At 65.4% G+C, this 17,605-nt stretch carries 16 protein-coding genes; 9 read left to right on the forward strand and 7 right to left on the reverse strand.

Going from position 1 to position 17,605, the window contains the following annotated elements:
• Nucleotides 1-83 precede the first annotated feature (83 nt).
• From HMI57_RS00565 to HMI57_RS00575, 3 genes are all read left to right on the forward strand, one after another.
• Nucleotides 84-449 (forward strand): hypothetical protein, encoded by a 366-nt coding sequence (locus tag HMI57_RS00565; protein ID WP_171583962.1) that lies wholly within the window; start codon nucleotides 84-86, stop codon nucleotides 447-449.
• A gap of 132 nt (nucleotides 450-581) precedes the next feature.
• Nucleotides 582-2,108 (forward strand): IMP dehydrogenase, encoded by a 1,527-nt coding sequence (gene guaB / locus HMI57_RS00570; protein ID WP_171583963.1) that lies wholly within the window; start codon nucleotides 582-584, stop codon nucleotides 2,106-2,108.
• A 119-nt stretch (nucleotides 2,109-2,227) separates the two neighbouring features.
• Nucleotides 2,228-4,123 carry an ABC transporter ATP-binding protein gene (locus HMI57_RS00575; protein ID WP_171583964.1) on the forward strand — a complete coding sequence of 632 codons (1,896 nt, stop codon included), beginning with the start codon at nucleotides 2,228-2,230 and terminating at the stop codon, nucleotides 4,121-4,123.
• 9 nt (nucleotides 4,124-4,132) lie between these two features.
• Here HMI57_RS00575 and HMI57_RS00580 read toward each other — a convergent pair whose 3' ends face one another.
• Nucleotides 4,133-4,453 carry a hypothetical protein gene (locus HMI57_RS00580; protein WP_228720871.1) on the reverse strand — a complete coding sequence of 107 codons (321 nt, stop codon included), beginning with the start codon at nucleotides 4,451-4,453 and terminating at the stop codon, nucleotides 4,133-4,135.
• 70 nt (nucleotides 4,454-4,523) lie between these two features.
• A complete protein-coding gene (locus HMI57_RS00585; protein ID WP_318779123.1) occupies nucleotides 4,524-5,039 on the reverse strand; it encodes a MarR family winged helix-turn-helix transcriptional regulator in 516 nt (171 codons plus the stop codon).
• A 176-nt stretch (nucleotides 5,040-5,215) separates the two neighbouring features.
• On the opposite strand from HMI57_RS00585, the gene HMI57_RS00590 reads away from it, so the two are divergent.
• Genes HMI57_RS00590 through HMI57_RS00600 form a run of 3 tightly spaced genes read left to right on the forward strand, consistent with a single transcriptional unit; the run spans nucleotide 5,216 to nucleotide 8,676 of the window.
• Nucleotides 5,216-6,355 carry a GuaB3 family IMP dehydrogenase-related protein gene (locus HMI57_RS00590; RefSeq protein WP_171583965.1) on the forward strand — a complete coding sequence of 380 codons (1,140 nt, stop codon included), beginning with the start codon at nucleotides 5,216-5,218 and terminating at the stop codon, nucleotides 6,353-6,355.
• A gap of 49 nt (nucleotides 6,356-6,404) precedes the next feature.
• Nucleotides 6,405-8,129, forward strand: a complete 1,725-nt coding sequence (locus tag HMI57_RS00595; protein WP_171583966.1) for a glycerol-3-phosphate dehydrogenase/oxidase — start codon at nucleotides 6,405-6,407, stop codon at nucleotides 8,127-8,129.
• Between the two features lie 55 nt (nucleotides 8,130-8,184).
• Nucleotides 8,185-8,676, forward strand: coding sequence for a PTS sugar transporter subunit IIA (locus tag HMI57_RS00600; RefSeq protein WP_171583967.1), 492 nt, complete (start codon nucleotides 8,185-8,187; stop codon nucleotides 8,674-8,676).
• Between the two features lie 17 nt (nucleotides 8,677-8,693).
• Here the strand turns inward: HMI57_RS00600 and HMI57_RS00605 are convergent, their stop codons facing one another.
• The 5 genes from HMI57_RS00605 to HMI57_RS00625 form a co-directional block, all read right to left on the reverse strand.
• Nucleotides 8,694-9,377, reverse strand: a complete 684-nt coding sequence (locus tag HMI57_RS00605; protein ID WP_171583968.1) for a DUF3887 domain-containing protein — start codon at nucleotides 9,375-9,377, stop codon at nucleotides 8,694-8,696.
• Nucleotides 9,378-9,382: 5 nt separating this feature from the next.
• A complete protein-coding gene (locus HMI57_RS00610) occupies nucleotides 9,383-9,736 on the reverse strand; it encodes a hypothetical protein (protein ID WP_171583969.1) in 354 nt (117 codons plus the stop codon).
• The gene (locus HMI57_RS00615; RefSeq protein ID WP_171583970.1) at nucleotides 9,733-10,809 is read right to left on the reverse strand and encodes a serine hydrolase domain-containing protein; all 1,077 of its coding nucleotides are present in this window, start codon (nucleotides 10,807-10,809) and stop codon (nucleotides 9,733-9,735) included. Before HMI57_RS00615 ends, HMI57_RS00610 begins: the two co-directional genes overlap by 4 nt.
• Before the next feature lie 78 nt (nucleotides 10,810-10,887).
• The gene (locus tag HMI57_RS00620; RefSeq protein ID WP_171583971.1) at nucleotides 10,888-12,669 is read right to left on the reverse strand and encodes an ABC transporter ATP-binding protein; all 1,782 of its coding nucleotides are present in this window, start codon (nucleotides 12,667-12,669) and stop codon (nucleotides 10,888-10,890) included.
• The gene (locus tag HMI57_RS00625) at nucleotides 12,647-14,368 is read right to left on the reverse strand and encodes an ABC transporter ATP-binding protein (RefSeq protein ID WP_171583972.1); all 1,722 of its coding nucleotides are present in this window, start codon (nucleotides 14,366-14,368) and stop codon (nucleotides 12,647-12,649) included. The genes HMI57_RS00620 and HMI57_RS00625 overlap by 23 nt, the downstream gene beginning before the upstream one ends.
• Nucleotides 14,369-14,498: 130 nt before the next feature.
• Here HMI57_RS00625 and HMI57_RS00630 point away from each other — a divergent pair, with 130 nt between their 5' ends.
• The 3 genes from HMI57_RS00630 to guaA all read left to right on the forward strand — a co-directional run bounded on the left by HMI57_RS00630 (nucleotide 14,499) and on the right by guaA (nucleotide 17,572).
• The gene (locus HMI57_RS00630; protein WP_171583973.1) at nucleotides 14,499-15,380 is read left to right on the forward strand and encodes an SURF1 family cytochrome oxidase biogenesis protein; all 882 of its coding nucleotides are present in this window, start codon (nucleotides 14,499-14,501) and stop codon (nucleotides 15,378-15,380) included.
• Nucleotides 15,377-15,871, forward strand: a complete 495-nt coding sequence (locus HMI57_RS00635) for a DUF3817 domain-containing protein (RefSeq protein ID WP_171583974.1) — start codon at nucleotides 15,377-15,379, stop codon at nucleotides 15,869-15,871. The genes HMI57_RS00630 and HMI57_RS00635 overlap by 4 nt, the downstream gene beginning before the upstream one ends.
• 150 nt (nucleotides 15,872-16,021) lie before the next feature.
• Nucleotides 16,022-17,572 carry a glutamine-hydrolyzing GMP synthase gene (guaA, locus tag HMI57_RS00640; RefSeq protein ID WP_171584306.1) on the forward strand — a complete coding sequence of 517 codons (1,551 nt, stop codon included), beginning with the start codon at nucleotides 16,022-16,024 and terminating at the stop codon, nucleotides 17,570-17,572.
• The last annotated feature ends 33 nt before the right edge of the window (nucleotides 17,573-17,605 follow it).

Consider the following 17,605-nt stretch of genomic DNA (forward strand, 5'->3'; position numbering starts at 1 on the left):
CCCCGGTTCTTCGACCGGGGGTGTCGTCGTACGCCGGGTAGCACCAAGCGTCAGGTTCCAGTGGCAGAGGGGATTATTCACCGATGGATTTCTCTGTGGGACTCATCAGCTTCGTCGCAGGCGTGATCATGACCCTGTGCGGCGTGAACGTCTACCGTGGTCGCTGGCGGACCTGGCTGCAACCGGGTCTCATCCCGCGCGTGGACAGCTATGTTGGCCTGGGATTGCTCTTTGGCGGGATCGGCTTTGCCCTGGCGCCGCTGGCAGCCCTCCTGGCGGATGTGGACGCCCCGCGACCGCTCACGGTTGTAGCAGTCGGGATGACCATGACCGGCATCCTGCTGTGGTTGCTGAGCACCGCCTGGCTGCCGCGGTTCATGCGCCCCGCGTGGGTGAGGGCCGAACAGGATGCGCAAAGTCGTCCTCCCGGATCAGACGACCGCCCGTGAGCGACTTCACGCCCCGCCAAAGCGCCCGCGGAATAGGGTGCGCCCGGCAATGGTTTTAGGATGAGAGTCTGGCAGTCCGATCATCCGAGGGCCAGCTTCTACCAACAGACCATCTGAGAAAGAGGCGACGCAGTGAGCCACCCGTCCCCGCGTAACGAAACCCACGACCCGTTCGGATTCGTTGGCCTGACGTACGACGACGTCCTGCTCCTGCCTGGCCTCACCGACGTGATCCCTTCCGAAGCCGATACGAGTTCGCGGGTATCCAAGCGCATCACCGTCCAGACCCCCCTGCTGTCCTCGGCCATGGATACGGTCACCGAGGCGCGGATGGCCGTCGCGATGGCACGCCAGGGCGGTCTCGGGGTTATCCACCGCAACCTCTCCATTCAGGACCAGGCCGAACAGGTGGACCGGGTGAAGCGTAGCGAATCCGGAATGATCACCCACCCGGTGACCATCGGACCTGATGCCACCCTCTCCGAACTCGATGAGCTGTGCGGGCACTACCGTGTCTCAGGACTCCCCGTGGTCGACGACGCCGGCCACCTGCTGGGCATCGTCACGAACCGCGACACCCGCTTTGTCTCCGAGCACGAGTGGCCTCACCGGCTGGTCCGCGCCGTCATGACCCCCATGCCCCTCGTGACAGGTCAGGTCGGGATCAGCGGTGAGGAAGCGATTGGCCTGCTGGCCAAGAACAAGATCGAGAAACTTCCGCTGGTCGACGGCGACGGAGTCCTCCGGGGCCTCATAACCGTTAAGGACTTTACAAAGGCCGAGCAGTATCCGCTCTCCACCAAGGACGAGGAGGGCCGCCTGCGGGTCGGTGCCGCTATCGGATTCTTCGGGGACGGCTGGGAGCGAGCCATGGCCCTGGTGGACGCCGGCGTTGACGCACTGTTCGTTGACACCGCCAACGGCCACAGCGCCGGTGTACTCGACATGATCGCCAGGCTCAAGGCCGAGAAGTCACTGGCCCACGTCGACATCATTGGCGGTCAGGCCGCCACCCGTGAGGGCGCACAGGCCCTCATCGATGCCGGAGCCGACGGCATCAAGGTGGGGGTGGGCCCCGGGTCGATCTGCACAACACGTGTTGTTGCCGGGGTTGGAGTTCCGCAGGTGACCGCCATCTACGAATCCGCGAAGGCAGCCATTCCCGCGGGGGTGCCAGTCATTGCCGACGGCGGCCTGCAGTACTCGGGCGACATCGGCAAGGCCCTTGTTGCTGGTGCCGACACCGTCATGCTCGGGTCGCTGCTGGCGGGCTCCGCCGAAGCGCCGGGCGAGCTGATCTTCGTGAACGGCAAGCAGTACAAGACCTACCGGGGGATGGGGTCCCTGGGCGCCATGCAGACCCGCGGGAAAAACACCTCCTATTCAAAGGACCGCTACTTCCAGGCGGATGTCACGGGTGATGACAAGCTGATCCCTGAGGGAGTGGAGGGGCGGGTTGCCTACCGCGGCCCGCTGGCCTCCGTCGCCTACCAGCTGGTCGGGGGTCTCCGCCAGACGATGTTCTACACGGGCGCTCGCACCATCGACGAGCTGAAGGCGAAGGGCAAGTTTGTCCGCATCACTTCGGCTGGCCTGAAAGAGTCACACCCGCACGATATTCAAATGACCGTCGAGGCGCCGAACTACGGCACCAAGTAGCCAGCACGTCCCGCTGGAAGGAAGTAGCGGGCCTCCGTGACTGAGGCGGGCCGTGATGGCCAATGGCCACGATGGACTGTGCGCAGGTGACCTGCCGCGAGAATGAAGAACGGTGAGCCATGACCGACAGTGAGCTTCGCCCGCCCCGGGATCCCCGGCCGCGTCTTTCCCTGGGTCCGTATGCCCGGGCTGTGGGACAGGTCCTGCGGGTGAGCTTCAAGGCTTCCCCGGGCGCTGTGATCATGAAAGTGCTCGGATCGCTGATTGCGGCGGTACTCCCGCTGGTAACTACCTACTTTGCTGCGCTGACCACCACCGCCCTGGCCGAGGCTTACGCGGGCAATCCCGACGCCGGACAGCGGGCGGTGGTCTATGTGCTGATCACCGCTGGGCTGGGATTGCTCTGGGGCGCGTTCACCAGTGTGGACCGCTATATCCAGCAGGTGATGAGCTTCAGGGTCGGTGCCGTGGTGGGGGACCTGATGTATGAGCGCTTCCTGGCGCTTGAGTTCTGGCGGTACGACGACAAGGACACCGTCGACCTCTACGACCGGGCCAAAAGGTTCTCGGACTCCTACGCCCGCGTTCTCGACCGGATTGCCGCGATCTTCACGCAGCTGGTGTCGGTAATCCTCGCCATCGGTGCGCTGCTGCTGGTCAGCTGGTGGGTGGCCCTGATTGTCCTGATCGCGATCATCCCGAGCGTGTATCTGCAGTTCAAGCTTTCCCGCGAACAGATGGCCCACTGGAATACCCAGGTGGACTCCCGCCGGCAGCGGCGGCTGATCGAAACGAACCTGATCCGTCCGCAACACATCGCCGAGATGAGGCTGTATGGGGTGGTGAAATACCTGATGGACCTGCGCTCCCGGCTGCGCGACGCCGACGAACTGCGTCGCCTCGAGTTCCAGAAACGGTATATCCCCAAGCAGCTGCTCGCCGATGCGCTCCAGTACGGTGCCGAGGTGGTGGCTCTGATCTGGGTGGTGGGGCAGATCATCGCGCGCGCCCAGCCGGTCGGCCAGTTCCTCTATATCCAGCAGATTGTCAGCCGCGCCCTGTCGACGGCGAACCAGCTGGTGACTTCACTCAGTTCCATCGACGAGGATCTTGCCAACCTGAAGGATTACGAGGAGTTCATGAAGTTCCCGACGGCGGTCGGCGGCGGGAAACCCCTGGCAGGGCCGCCCGCCGAGGTTCGGCTCGAGGACATCACCTACACGTACACAGCGGGGAGCACCCAGGTCCTCAAAGGGGTCTCCCTGACCATCAGGGCGGGGCAACACATTGCGATCGTGGGGGAGAACGGCGCCGGAAAGTCGACGCTGATCCGCATTCTGGCCGGCCTGTACCAGCCCGAGTCCGGCCGGGTCCTCCTGGATGGGCAGGATCTCCGGACCTTCGACATTGCTTCCTGGCACCGGCATCTGGCAGTGATGTCACAGGACTTCCTGAAGTACGAGTTCGCGACGGCAGCCAACAACATCTACTTCGGCGACGTCTCCCAGCCCAGAGAGGACCAGCGGGTGGAGCGCGCCGCAGCGGATGCTGAGGCCACCGACTTCATCGATCGCCTGCCAAACGGCTTCGAGAGTCATGTCAGCAACTGGATGGAGGACCCGCGGGGCCGCAAGGGGAGCGGGCTGTCCGGCGGCCAGTGGCAACGGCTCGCGATGGCCCGCAACTTCTACCGCGGGGCGCCCTTCATCGTGATGGATGAGCCGACGTCGGCGATTGATGCTCTCGCCGAGCACCGCATCTTCAGCCGGCTTTTCGCCGATAAGGACCACACGATCATTGCCATCAGCCACCGCCTCGCGACCATCGAGAAGGCCGACATCATCTACATGATGGAGGAGGGGGAAGTAGCCGAATCAGGCACCCATGAGGAGTTGGTCAATCTGCGGGGACGGTACTTCAGGATGTTTGAGAGCCAGCTGGGGCTCGATCCGGATCCTCGTGACCCGGATTCCCTTGACACCGACCCGACAGCCCCGGGTCCCGCCGGGTGGTGACCACCCTGCTCAGGCGGGAGCCTTGTCCTTGGGGTCCGGCGCGGTGGCCCGGGGTTCGGGAAGTGACTCCCTGGGTTTGGATGGCACTACCGGCTGCACTGCGCTGACATCCACGGGCGGCTGATGGTCCTCGGCGGCACGGAAGTCCAGTTCGGCCTGCAGTTCCTCGTGCCGTGATTCAGTCTCGGGGTCCGGTTCCTGATCGACCGTGTATTCACGATCCAGCTGGCGGTGGATTTTGCTGTTGAGGATCTCAACCTGGCTGTCTTCCAGCGGTGCCAGATCGGCCGGGAACGGTTGTTCCGGTGAAAGCCTGCTCTTGTCGCCCATAGCTTGACCTTTCGCCAATGGTGTTCGAAAACTTTTCGCACAGGCAGTCTACGTCCAATGGGGGCCCGTGTTAGCCAGCGGCGCGGGAACCGGAATTCCGTCCCGCTCCCAACTCCTCGATCAGGTTCCGGAGCTCGGCACGGAGAGTTTCGGACAGCAGTCCGCCCCCTGCTATGAGGGACTGCTCAATCTTCTCGGCACTGGCGAGGGCCCGCTGGCCGGAGTCAGACACCGACACCATCTGGATCCGCTGGTCAACAGCACCCCGGACACGGTTGACGTATCCGTTCGCCTGGAGCTTCTCGATGGTTTTGCCCATGGTCTGGTTTTGTACCCGAATCAATTGGGCCAGCTTGGTCTGGTTGATGGGGCCTTGATCCTGCAGTACCCGCAGGGCGGTATAGCCGGCGTGGGTGAGCCCCAGATCGACCAGCGCCGCATTCCATGCATGGTCGACGAGGCGTGCCGCGGTGGTCAATAGCCTCCCGGTGGGCCATTGCTCCAGCTCCTGCATGTCGACACTTCCTTCAGTGGTGGGATCGGTGGACTCAGACCGTTCGGGCTCCGCTTCCGGGATGCCATCCACCCTAGCCTCCTCGACGCCGGAAAGGAAAGCACGCTTAGCAACTGTCGCTGGATTTCGGTGACATCACTGCCTCCCATAATGGCCCCCACTGTGTATGCCATCTGGGTTATATAGCCAAATCCGGCCTAGAACATGCCGCGGAGTCCTTGCGGGCTGCGCTGGGATAACCTTGGTGGGTGACTAACGAGATTGAAATTGGCCGAGGCAAGCGCGGACGCAGGGCATATTCGCTCGATGACGTGGCGGTGGTTCCTTCCCGCCGGACCCGTGACCCGCACGACGTGTCAGTGCAATGGCAGATCGACGCCTACCAGTTCGAGATGCCGGTCATCGCCGCTCCGATGGACTCGGCGATGTCCCCGGCAACCGCTATCGCGATGGGCCGGCTCGGTGGGTTGGGGGTGCTCAATCTGGAAGGCCTGTGGACCCGGTACGAGGATCCACAGCCTGTCCTGGACGAGATCGCCCAGCTGGGCAGCGAAGCCTTTAGCCCGGCTGCCACGCGCAGGATGCAGGAAATCTACAACGCGCCCATCCAAGAGGGCCTGATCACCAGCCGCCTGGCCGAAATCCGCGAGGCTGGTGTCACTGTTGCGGGTTCGCTGACCCCGCAGCGTACCCAGCAGTTCTACAAGACCGTCGTGGCTGCCGGGGTCGACATCTTCGTGATTCGCGGCACCACCGTCTCGGCAGAGCACGTCTCGAAGAACGATGAGCCGTTGAACCTGAAGCAGTTCATCTACGAACTGGATGTGCCGGTCATCGTCGGGGGAGCCGCCGGCTACACTCCCGCTCTCCACCTGATGCGTACCGGGGCAGCTGGGGTCCTGGTCGGGTTTGGCGGGGGAGCGACCACCACCACCCGCCGCGCCCTGGGTATCCACTCGCCCCTTGCCTCGGCGATCTCCGACGTGGCAGCGGCCCGCCGTGACTACATGGACGAGTCGGGCGGACGCTACGTCCACGTCATCGCCGACGGCGGGATGGGCACCAGCGGCGACATCGTGAAGGCCATTGCTATGGGCGCGGACGCCGTGATGCTGGGTTCGGCCCTCGCCCGGGCCGAGGAAGCACCCGGCCAGGGCTGGCACTGGGGCCAGGAAGCTCACCACGATGAGCTGCCCCGCGGCGACAGGGTCAACATTGGCACCGTCGGTCCACTCAAGGAGGTGCTGTGGGGGCCATCCCACCACACCAACGGAACCTCCAACGTGATCGGCGCCCTGCGGCGGGCCATGGCCACCACCGGATACTCGGATCTGAAGGAGTTCCAGCGGGTGGAAGTGGTCCTTTCCCCCTACCTTTCCAACGGCTGATTGCTAAGGTTGGGGGACGTAGTATCGAACCCGACGAAGGATCGCCGCCATGTCATCAGGAGCACTCAGCCCGAAGAACCGTGAAGACGCGCTAGCAGCGCTGAAAGTCACGTCGGAAGCCGGCAGGGAACTGGACATCCTGATCGTCGGGGGAGGCGTTGTCGGCGCCGGCTCGGCGCTGGACGCCGTCACCCGCGGCCTGGATGTGGGGATGGTTGAGGCCCGCGACTGGGCGTCCGGCACCTCCTCACGGTCCTCGAAGCTGATCCACGGCGGGCTGCGCTACCTCGAAATGCTTGACTTCGCTCTGGTGCAGGAAGCACTGAAGGAACGGGGACTGCTGATCCAGCGGATTGCTCCGCACCTGGTCCGCCCCGTACCGTTCCTCTACCCGCTGACCAAACGGTTCTTCGAACGCCCCTACGTCGGGGCCGGGATCCTGCTGTACGACACGATGGGGATGACCTCCGGCAACTCCCGCGGGGTCCCCATGCACAAGCACCTGTCCCGGCGTGGCACCCTGCGCGCCGCGCCCAGCCTGAAGAACGACGCGATGGTGGGCTCCATCCGCTATTACGACGCCCAGGTGGACGATGCACGGTATGTCGTCAACATGGTGCGCACCGCCGGGCACTACGGTGCCAAGGTCGCCAACCGGGTCACCGTCGTCGACTTCCTCCGCGAAGGCGAACGCGTGGTGGGCGCCCGCGTCAAGGACCAGGAAACCGGGGAGCAGTTCGACATCCGCGCGAAGCAGGTCATCAACGCGACCGGCGTGTGGACCGACGAAACCCAGGCGATGGTCACCGACCGTGGCCAGATGAAGGTCAGGGCGTCCAAGGGCATCCACCTGGTGGTGCCGCGCGACCGCTTCCAGTCAACGGTCGGGCTGATCCTCAGGACCGAGAAGTCGGTCCTGTTCGTGATTCCCTGGGGCCGGCACTGGATCATCGGGACCACCGACACCGACTGGGACCTGGACAAGGCCCACCCTGCGGCGTCGTCCAAGGACATCGATTACATTCTGGAGCACGTCAACAAGGTGCTGCGGCGCCCCCTGACCCGCGAGGACGTAGAGGGAGTGTACGCCGGGCTGCGCCCACTGCTGGCTGGTGAGAGCGACTCCACTGCGAAACTCTCCCGGGAACATGTCGTGGCGCACCCGGTTCCCGGGCTGGTGGTCGTCGCAGGTGGCAAGTGGACCACCTACCGCGTGATGGCCAAGGACGCCGTCGATGAAGCCACCCGCGCGCTGGACGAGCGGGTTCCCGCCAGCTGCACCGAAACCGTCCCGCTGCTCGGCGCCGAGGGGTACAAGGCCGCCTGGAACAAGCGGGCGAGAATGGCCGAAAGCTCGGGCGTGCATGTGGCACGGGTCGAGCACCTTTTGCAGCGCTACGGCACCCACGCCGAGGACATCCTGGCACTGATCCGCGAGGACCGGTCTCTGGGCGAGCCGCTGCCCGGCGCCGACGACTACCTCGGCGCCGAGGTGGTGTACGCGGTCACCCATGAAAACGCACGCCACATCGACGATGTGCTCACCCGGCGTACCAGGATTTCCATCGAGTCGTGGGACCGCGGGGTCTCAGCGGCCCCCGCCGTCGCCGCGCTGATGGCGCCCTTCCTTGAGTGGAGCGACGCGCAGGTGGACCGCGAGGTCAAGCACTACCTGGCGAGGGTGGAAGCGGAACGGCTCAGCCAGGAGCAGCCCGACGATATCCTGGCGGACAACGCCCGGATGGGAGTCGAGGATATTGTGCCGCTAAGCTAGGACCGCGGTCTGGACGCCGCGCCGCCTGTCCAACGCAACCCGCGAGAGGTCTACCGTGACCGAGCGATCCCTGGAATATCATGACGCCATCCTGACCACCCCTGACCTGGTGATCCTGGAAATGGTCGCCGCCGACAAGGAAGACGCGGCGGCGCAGCTGGCCACCAAACTGTTTGAGGCGGGGAGGATCTCCGACCTCGATGGTTTCCTGGAACAGGTCAACTCCCGCGAACACCAGATGGCCACCGGGCTTCCTGGTGGGGTGGGACTGCCCCATGCGCGCAGCGACTACGTCACCCAGACCAGCATCGCGGTGGGCATCACCAAGTACGGGCACAGCCTCGACTTCGGCGCGGTGGACGGACCGGCGACCCTGATCCTCCTGATTGCCACGCCGTCGCAGTCCTTCTCCGAGCACCTTGAGGTGCTGGCAACCCTGGCCAGGTCACTGTTCAAGGAGAATTTCAGGGAATCGCTCCGGCGGGCTCACGACACCGAAGTGATCGCTGAGCTCATCAACTCGACACTGGTGTTTTTCGACCACTGACGTTCTCCCGGCCCGCCTCAGCCGGGGAGCATGCTGGGGTCGAGGATCAGCATGCCCGCAACCCGACCACCGGCGTCGAACGCTATCCGGCCGGCCATCTCGCCAGCCTCGAAGATTAGTTCCAGATCCACGATCTGCAGCGCCCCGTTCTTCCTGGTGGTCACCTTGCCGGGGAGCTCATACGGTCCAACAGCCTCGACTACCGAGGACCACACCGAGGAGAGACCCTCAACACTCACCGCCTCCAGCATGACCGGGGCAAAATGGTCCCTCACTGCGGCCCAGTCCTCGTCGGCGCACTGGGCGAAAATTTGTTCCGCGACGCCGATCAGGGCGGCCATGCTGCGGCGCTGGGTCTTCTCGGCGGCGGGAACGAGGCCGACGGGCCGGCCGAACCGCTGGAATGCCGCCTGCCTGCTGATGCCAAGCACCGCGCCGATGTCCTGCCAGGTGGTGCCGTGGCGGCGTGCCTGGTGGACCGTTTCGCGGAGCAGGTGATCGACGCCGTCGTTCAGTTCAACGATGGCCCGCAGCGCATCGGGGGCGGTCAGCCCAAACGGTTCGTACCCCAGGAGGTCGCGTACGGTTCCCGTCCGGGCCTCGACCATCTGCAGGGCCTCGGCGGTTCCCGGCTCTGGCGCCCCAGGGGAGGGTTGACCACGGTGAACGTGATCGTCAGGTGTGGAATCGGGGGCGGGCACAGTAGCTATGTTAGGCGAACGGCCAGCACCGCGGCGGTGCCGACCAGGGCGAGGGCGAGGGTGGTCCAGTCCCGGCGGCCCACGGCGGCCGTCCGGTCCCGCAGGGACTCCCATCGCACCGCAAGCATGATCGTGCCCGCCAGGACGAAGGCTGCGGCGAGATACCAGAGCGCGGGCGGGACGACAGTGAAACGGGTCAGAAGGGCGCCGAAGACCAGCCAGCCGGTTGCGGCCAGGGAATGGGTTGCCAGGGCGACCGCCGATTCGCTGCGGCCCCTGACCACGACCGAGTATACGTAGGAACCGGTGATCCAGAGGACGATTGCCGGGGGGAACCACAGGAGGAGGAGATCTATCACTGCGCCACTCCCGTCATCAGTGCCGCACCCAGTTCATCCACCGGGCCGGACACGTTGCTGAGCACGATTGACGCCCGGTCGGAGTCCAGGTCGAGAATCAGCATGCCCGCGAAGCCACCGGTCTGCCCGTTGTGCCAGCGGTACGCGTCAGCCTCCGGATCCGAGGGAGTGCCGATGAACCAGGTCAGCCCCATCGGTGTGTCCTCGGCGGAGTCGACCGGGTCCAGGGACCGGGAGCCCGGAGCCGTCCCGTCGAGGAGCGCGCCGGCCAGCAAAGCGAGGTCGGCACTGGTCGAGCGGACGCCCCCGGCAGGAGACATGCCGCCCATTGTCCACGGCTGGGCGGCCTTCCCTGTCGTCGCATAGCCCTGGACTGCCTGAGGCCGTAGCTCCTTGGGTTCCGCTGGCACATAGGTGTCCTTCATCCCGAGGGGGTCGGTGATCCGCTCTCTGAGCAACTCCGGGTAGCTGAGTCCCGCCTGCGCCGCGAGCGCCTGCCCCAGGAGGGCGGCGCCGAAGTTTGAGTACTCGAACGTGCCGGCAGGATCAACCCCGGCGTTCCTGGCCCGCTCCAGCAGGACGGCGGGGGAATCCGTATAGGGGTTGCCGGCCGTGTAGTTGGTCAGGATAGCCCTGAGCGTGAACCCGAGGTCAGCCGGTAGCCGCGGGAGGCCAGAGGTATGCGTCGCCAGTTCCCTGAGCGTCACCTCGGCGACGGGTGAACCCTTGACATCCAGAAGGTCGCCCACCGGGGTGTCGAGGGTAACCTCCTCCCGGTCGACCGCGTCGGCCAACAGCATTCCGTTGAGGACCTTGCTGATGGAACCAATCTCGAATTCGTCAGCCGGATCCGCGCCAAAGCCCGCGAAGGTACTCCCATCCGGACCCACCACTGCCGTAGCTATCCGGTTGGTCCCCGCCGGCCGGTGCAGCTCAACGATCCGTGCCAGCGTGGGATCCCCGCTGGTGTGCGGCTCGGCGCCGGGAAGACGCGGCGCCGAGGCCGCAACAATTGCGACAACTGCGACAAGGCAGGTGAGGGGAAGCAGACGGGAACGCCAACGTGAAGTCATGTGTAAACCCTAGATTTACAGTTTTTAAACGTCAAGACTAGATTTACAAACTTTGGACAGCCTTGCGGGCTTGGCGAGTTACTCGGAGCGCCAGGACTTCCATAGGGCAGCGTAGGAGCCGTCCAGTGCCAGGAGCTCGTCGTGGGAGCCCAGTTCGGTGATGTTCCCGCCCTCCACCACTGCCACCCGGTCGGCGTCGTGAGCTGTATGCAACCGATGGGCAATGGCGATCACCGTGCGTCCCTCCAGCACAGCGTTGAGGGAGCGTTCCAGGTCGCGGGCTGCCTGCGGATCAATGAGGGACGTTGCCTCATCGAGCACCAGGGTGTGGGGATCAGCGAGTACCAGCCGCGCGAGTGCCAGCTCCTGGGCCTGGGCGGGAGTGAGCTCGTGAGCGCCCGAGCCGACCTCCGTCTGGAGCCCCTCCGGGAGCCCGAGGGCCCAACCGAGGGCGCCGACGTCGTCCAGCGCCTGGACCAGTTCAGCCTCCGTCGCGTCGTCCTTGCCGAGCCGGATATTGTCGGCCAACGATCCCACGAAGACGTGGTGCTCCTGGGTGACCAGGGCAACCTCTCGCCGGAGGGCGTTCAGCGGGCGGTCGACCAGCGGCACATCGCCCACGGTGACCGTACCCGCGGTCGGGGGGTGGATGCCGGCGATGAGCCGGCCCAGTGTGGACTTGCCCGCTCCGGAGGGTCCCACCATTGCGAGCCGTTCACCGCGGCGCAGTTCCAGGTCCACGCCGTGGAGCACATCGTGCCCCGGGCGGTACGCATACCTTGCCTTGGAGACGAGGATGTCCTCGTTCAGGGGCTCGTGGTCGGTAGCGTGCCGGTCAGGCTGCACCTCCTTGATGCCGACGATACGTGCCAGCGAAGCGGCGCCCACCTGGATCTCGTCCGTCCACATGATGAGCAGGTCGACCGGGTCAATCAGCCGCACGGCGAACAGGGCAACCGTTGCCACGACGCCGGGCGTGACCACGTCCAGGGAGGCCAGCCAGCCGCCCCAGAGCAGCACGCCGGCCACCGGCAGCCAGAATGCGAAATCGGCGGCGGGGAAAAGCACTGTGCGCAGCCAGAGGGTGTACCGCTCGGCGCGGTAACTGCCCGTGAGGGCTGAGTCGATCCGCTCGCGGCGCAGCGCTCCCAGTCCCAGTGCGTCAACAGTGCGCGCGCCCTCGATGGTCTCGGTGATTGACCCGTTGACGACGGCGTAGGTTTCCCGTTCCTTCTGGTAGCCGGCCGAACTCCGTTTCAGGTACCACCGGGTCACCGGGTACAGCACCGGGACTCCCACCAGCAGTGCCAGCGCAAGTACCGGTGACGTGATCACCGCTGCGCCGATGGTGAGGAGAATGGTGACAATCGAGACCACCACCTGTGGGACGCCGAAACGCACGGTGTGGGACACGGCGTCGACGTCGTTGGTGGTGCGGGAGACCAGGTCGCCCGTCCCCGCCTTCTCCACCGTCGACAGCGGCAGGGAGGTGACCTGCTCCATGAAGTCCTCCCGGAGTTCGGCGAACACGGTCTCGCCGAAGACCATGCCGGCGCGTACCGCCAGGCGACGCAGAAGCGACTGCGCAATCAGGAAGGCCAGCATAATCAGGGAGATGGTGGCGATGTAGTTCGAGGTGGTTCCCTCCACCACCGCATCCACGACGCGTCCGAGCAGTACCGGTCCCACCAGGCCGGCGATCGCAGACCCCACGTAGAGGGCGACGACGCGGGACAGCCCGCCGCGATGGTGCCTAATCAGCCGCGCTGCCTCGGCACGGACCTGGGCCGGCTCGGCGACCGGAAGCTTCCCGGAGGTGTCGGTGCCAGCTGCTGTTTCACTCACTTCGGATGACCACATTTCGGTAGGCGGGCTGGGACGACAACAGTTCCTGATGGGTTCCCTCGGCGGCCACCTGGCCGTCCTCGAGATACACGACGTGGTCCATCACACCGAGCATGAGAGGACTGGCAGTCACCACCACGGTGGTCTGGTCGACACCGCCCCGCATTCCCTTCAGGCGCGCGGCGATACGGGACTCCGTGTGCGCGTCCACAGCGCTGGTCGGTTCAATGAGGACCAGGGTCTCCGCCTCGGTCAGGAGGGCGCGGGCAAGCACGAGGCGCTGCCGCTGGCCGCCGGAAAAGCTGCGCCCACGTTCGGTGACCTCGTGATCCAGGCCGTCGTCGACGCCGTCGAGAATGTCCAGGGCGCTGGAGGCGTCAAGCGCCGCAAGAATTCCCGAATCGCTGTGCCGGGACCGGGGATCCAGCTGGGACCGCAGGGAGCCCGTGAAGAGCTGGGGGTTCGCCTCGCTGACCACGATGCGCTGCCGGATATCGCGGAGGGCGATGTGCTGCAGGGATGCCGTTCCCCAACGGACTTCAGCCGTCTCGAGTACCTCATCCTCGAAGCGCCCTAATCGTGTTGCCAGGTCGGCTGAGGCCGCGGTGTCAACCGAGACCACGGCGGTGATCCGGCCCGGCTGGATGACGATTCCGGTCCGGGCATCGCGCAGCAGGGACCCGGGTGGCGGGGCCGGCAGCGTGGCTGCCTGGTCGGCGACGTCGGGATCGACGCTGAGCACGGCAATAATCTTCCGCGCGCCGACATGCGCCCTGATGAACCGGGCCACGCTGTCAGCTGCGGCGCGGATGGGGGTCATCAGGAAGATCGAGTAACCGTAGAGTGCAACCAGCTGCCCGGGTTCGATGTCTCCTGACAGTGCCAGGTTTGCCCCGACCCAGGTGAAAAGGACGCTGAAGGCGCCGGCAATGAACACCTGGGAGGCTTCAAGATCGGCGAGCGAATACGCGACCCGGATACCCGAATCCCGGGTTTTCACCGAGCGTTCCCGGTAGCGGTTGACGAAGATGTGTTCCCCGCCGATGCCCCTGAGGACCCGGAGTCCCGCGACGGTGTCGGCGCCAACGGCAGTCATTTTGCCCGACGCCTCACGCTGCTCACGCTGCCGGGCCTGGAGGGGGCGGACCACGAACAGCAGCAGTCCACAGCAGGCCGGGACGCCGACGAGGACGATGATTCCGAGAAGCAGCGACGTCTGGGAGATCAGCACGCACACCACCAGCCAGGCCATGACTGACCCGGCCAGCCGGGCCGATACTGCGTAGATTTCGCCGAGCCGGGTGGCATCCGAGGCGGCAGTGGACACTACCTCCCCTGTCGAAAGCTTCCGCGGCAACGCATCTCCGGTGCGGGTGATCTTGTACCCGATCAACCGGATGGAGTGGAAAGCCGCCTGCAACCATCCGCTGATCGCGGTCCGGTGCTCAAGGGTGCCAGCGACGGCCTGGAGCACGGTCAGCCCGATCAGGACCCCTACCCACAGCAAGAGCCGGTCGAACTCGCCCGCAACGATCCCCTCGTCAATGGCCCGGCCCAGGACGAAGGGCATCACCGCCTGGGCGACCATCCAGACAGTGCCGAACACCACCCCCGCGAGGAGGGTGGCTTTCTGCTTCGATGCCAGCCAGAGCAGGTAGCGGGAAGGGGAGCGGAGATCCGGTGTTCCGGGATCAGGGTAGGGATAAGAGCGCACGATCAACCATCCTAGCCCGCAGTACGGCTAAGTGATAGACATTTCCCAATCACTTGTGGTGTGCGTGTCGTGATACAGGTCGCCGGGCGGGCATTCGGTTTTCTACACGATGACGAAGTACCGTTAACATGTGCTCAAAACCGCCCTGAAACCCCGCTGGATCCTGTCGCTGATCCTTGCCATGGTGATTGCGGCGGTCTTTGTACTCCTGAGCCAGTGGCAGTTCTCCAGCTCGACCGGTGACGCTCCGCCGCCGGAAAGCACCACGGAGAGGGAGCGTGCACTGACTGACGTCTTCAGTCCCGGCGTCCCCATGACCGCGCCTGTCGCCGACCAGATGGTCACTATGGACGGGGAATTCCTGCCGGACACCACCGTGCTGGTGCAGGACCGCCTGCAGGGAGACCGGCAGGGCTTCTGGCTGATCTCGGCCTTCGCCGTCGATGGCGTCCCCGAGGGCGCAGTTGATGACCCGGCCGGTCCGCCGGTGATCCCCGTGGTGCACGGCTGGATCCCGGACGCGCAGGCCGCCGCCGAGGTACCCGAACCCGTAGGCTCCGCGTCGGTGGTGGGGAGGCTGCTGCCCGCCGAAGGCCCGGTCGCCGAACGGCCGGTCGCCGGCCAGATCCCCACTCTCGCCACCGCCGAGCTCACCAACCGCTGGGACCGGCCCATCTACGCCGGTTTCGTGGTGTCTACCGCCACAGAGGTGGGCGGCCTGGATTGGGCCCCTGAGGCTCCGCTGGAGGTCGTGACGGTCGGGCCGCAGCCGCAAGAGACACCGCTCAACTGGCTGAATATTTTCTACGCGGTGGAATGGTTCGTCTTCGCCGGGTTCGCCTTCTTCCTCTGGTGGCGGCTGGTCGCCGACGACTACCGAAGGACCCTCGAGGAGGCCGAGGACAGCGCCGCAGAGGCGGCCAACACGAACGACGACGACAGCGACGACGGCAGCACGGGACACCCTGACCCCGCAGTGCAGGGCCCAACGACGAGTGAGGCACGACAGTGAGCACACCCAACGTGAACGGACCGGCAACAGGAAGCGGCACCTCCGGTGCCGCCCGGAAACCCAAGCGGCGGTTCGGCGGTACCCATGCACAGATCCTTTCGGCGCTGACCTTCTACAAGGTGCTCGCCTACGCCACCGGCATCATGCTCATGCTGGTCGTCGTGGAAATGATCGCAGCCTACGGGATGGGATCACACATCATGATCGGCGGACCTGAGGGTCTCTTTTCCCTGACGGACAAGAACTCGTCCGAGACTGCCGGAGGATTCAACTTCTCCACCACGGTCCTGATCGTCCACGGCTGGATGTACGTGGTCTACCTGATCGCCGACTTCCGGCTCTGGCAGATGATGCGGTGGCCGTTCAAGCAGTTCATCGTGATGGCTCTGGGCGGCGTGGTGCCGCTGCTGTCGTTCATCGTTGAGCGCCGGATCCACCGGCAGGTGGAGCAGGAGCTGGCAGCACACCCCGAAGCAGCCTCCCGGTACTAGCGGGCATCCGGGCGTAGTGATGTGCGATCGGGTGCCCGTGGCGACTATTGTTGACGCGTGACTATTCCCGCATCCGGACCCGGAATTTCAGGCCATGCCGACTCCACCCCAGACTCCGCAGAGGAGACCAGTGAAACAGGCCACCGGCCGGTGCTGGTGGTGGACTACGGCGCGCAGTATGCCCAGCTGATCGCCCGGCGGGTCCGCGACGCGGATGTGTACTCCGAGGTGGTTCCCCACACCCTGAACACTGCCGACCTGCTGGCAAAGAATCCGGTAGCGATCATCCTCTCCGGTGGACCCTCAAGCGTCTACGCTGAGGGAGCGCCCCGGGTTGACCCCGAACTGTTCACCGCCGGGGTTCCCGTTCTGGGGATCTGCTATGGCTTCCAGGCGATGGCTTCGGCGCTCGGCGGAACCGTCGCCAAGACCGGCCTCCGCGAATACGGGTCAACCGACGTCGCCGCGACGTCCAGCACCGGATCGCTGTTGGACGGAGTCCCGGAGCACCAGAACGCCTGGATGAGCCACGGCGACAGTGTGCAGGCCGCACCAGAGGGCTTCGAGGTGCTCGCAAGTACCGCAGGCGCGCCGGTTGCCGCGTTTGCCGACGAGTCCCGGCGCCTTTATGGCGTGCAGTGGCACCCCGAGGTGAAGCACTCGGATCATGGGCAGCAGGTGCTTGAGAACTTCCTCTTCAAGGGTGCCCGCCTGGAGGCGAACTGGACCACCGGCAACATCGTTGAGGAACAGGTGGAACGCATCCGGGAGCAGGTGGGAGACGCCCGCGTGATCTGCGGACTCTCCGGCGGAGTGGATTCAGCGGTCGCTGCGGCCCTGGTGCAGCGGGCGGTCGGAGACCAGTTGACCTGCGTTTTCGTCGACCACGGGCTGCTCCGCGAAGGGGAAGCCGAGCAGGTGGAACGGGACTTCGTCGCCGCCACCGGGGTCAACCTCTACGTAGCCAACGAGCAGAAGCGCTTCCTGGATGCCCTTGCCGGCGTCAGCGACCCGGAAACGAAGCGCAAGATCATCGGGCGTGAATTCATTCGCGCCTTCGAGGAAGCCGAGCGGGCGATCATTGCCCAGGCGCAGGCACACGCAGAGAAAATCCGGTTCCTCGTGCAGGGCACCCTTTACCCCGACGTCGTCGAATCCGGTGGCGGTGAGGGTGCGGCGAACATCAAGAGCCACCACAACGTGGGAGGCCTCCCCGAGGACCTGCAGTTTGAACTGGTCGAACCTCTCAGGGCGCTGTTCAAGGATGAGGTCCGGGCGGTCGGAGCCCAGCTGGGCCTGCCCGCCGAAATTGTTGGTCGTCAGCCGTTCCCCGGCCCCGGGCTGGGGATCAGGATAGTCGGCGACGTCACCCAGGAACGGCTGGACCTGCTCCGCCGTGCCGACGCAATTGCCCGCGCGGAGCTCACCGCCGCGGGACTGGACAACGAGGTGTGGCAGATGCCGGTGGTCCTCCTCGCCGAAGTCCGCAGCGTCGGCGTCCAGGGGGACGGCCGCACCTACGGCCATCCGATTGTCCTGCGTCCGGTATCCAGCGAGGACGCGATGACCGCAGACTGGTCCAGGCTGCCCTACGACCTGCTGGCCCGCATCTCGAACCGCATCACCAACGAGGTCGAGGGCGTCAACCGGGTGGTGCTGGATATCACCAGCAAGCCGCCCGGCACCATCGAATGGGAGTAGCCCGTCCCACCCGGGAACGGGTATTTGCCCGCC

The organism is Arthrobacter sp. 260 (genome assembly GCF_013116745.1).
GTDB lineage: Bacteria > Actinomycetota > Actinomycetes > Actinomycetales > Micrococcaceae > Arthrobacter_D.

Coding starts and splice junctions, on each gene's coding strand:
- HMI57_RS00620 (WP_171583971.1), bottom strand. CDS start 12,669: ATGTGGTCATCCGAAGTGAGTGAAACAGCAGCTGGCACCGACACCTCC.
- HMI57_RS00575 (WP_171583964.1), top strand. CDS start 2,228: ATGACCGACAGTGAGCTTCGCCCGCCCCGGGATCCCCGGCCGCGTCTT.
- HMI57_RS00580 (WP_228720871.1), bottom strand. CDS start 4,453: ATGGGCGACAAGAGCAGGCTTTCACCGGAACAACCGTTCCCGGCCGAT.
- HMI57_RS00615 (WP_171583970.1), bottom strand. CDS start 10,809: ATGACTTCACGTTGGCGTTCCCGTCTGCTTCCCCTCACCTGCCTTGTC.
- HMI57_RS00565 (WP_171583962.1), top strand. CDS start 84: ATGGATTTCTCTGTGGGACTCATCAGCTTCGTCGCAGGCGTGATCATG.
- HMI57_RS00595 (WP_171583966.1), top strand. CDS start 6,405: ATGTCATCAGGAGCACTCAGCCCGAAGAACCGTGAAGACGCGCTAGCA.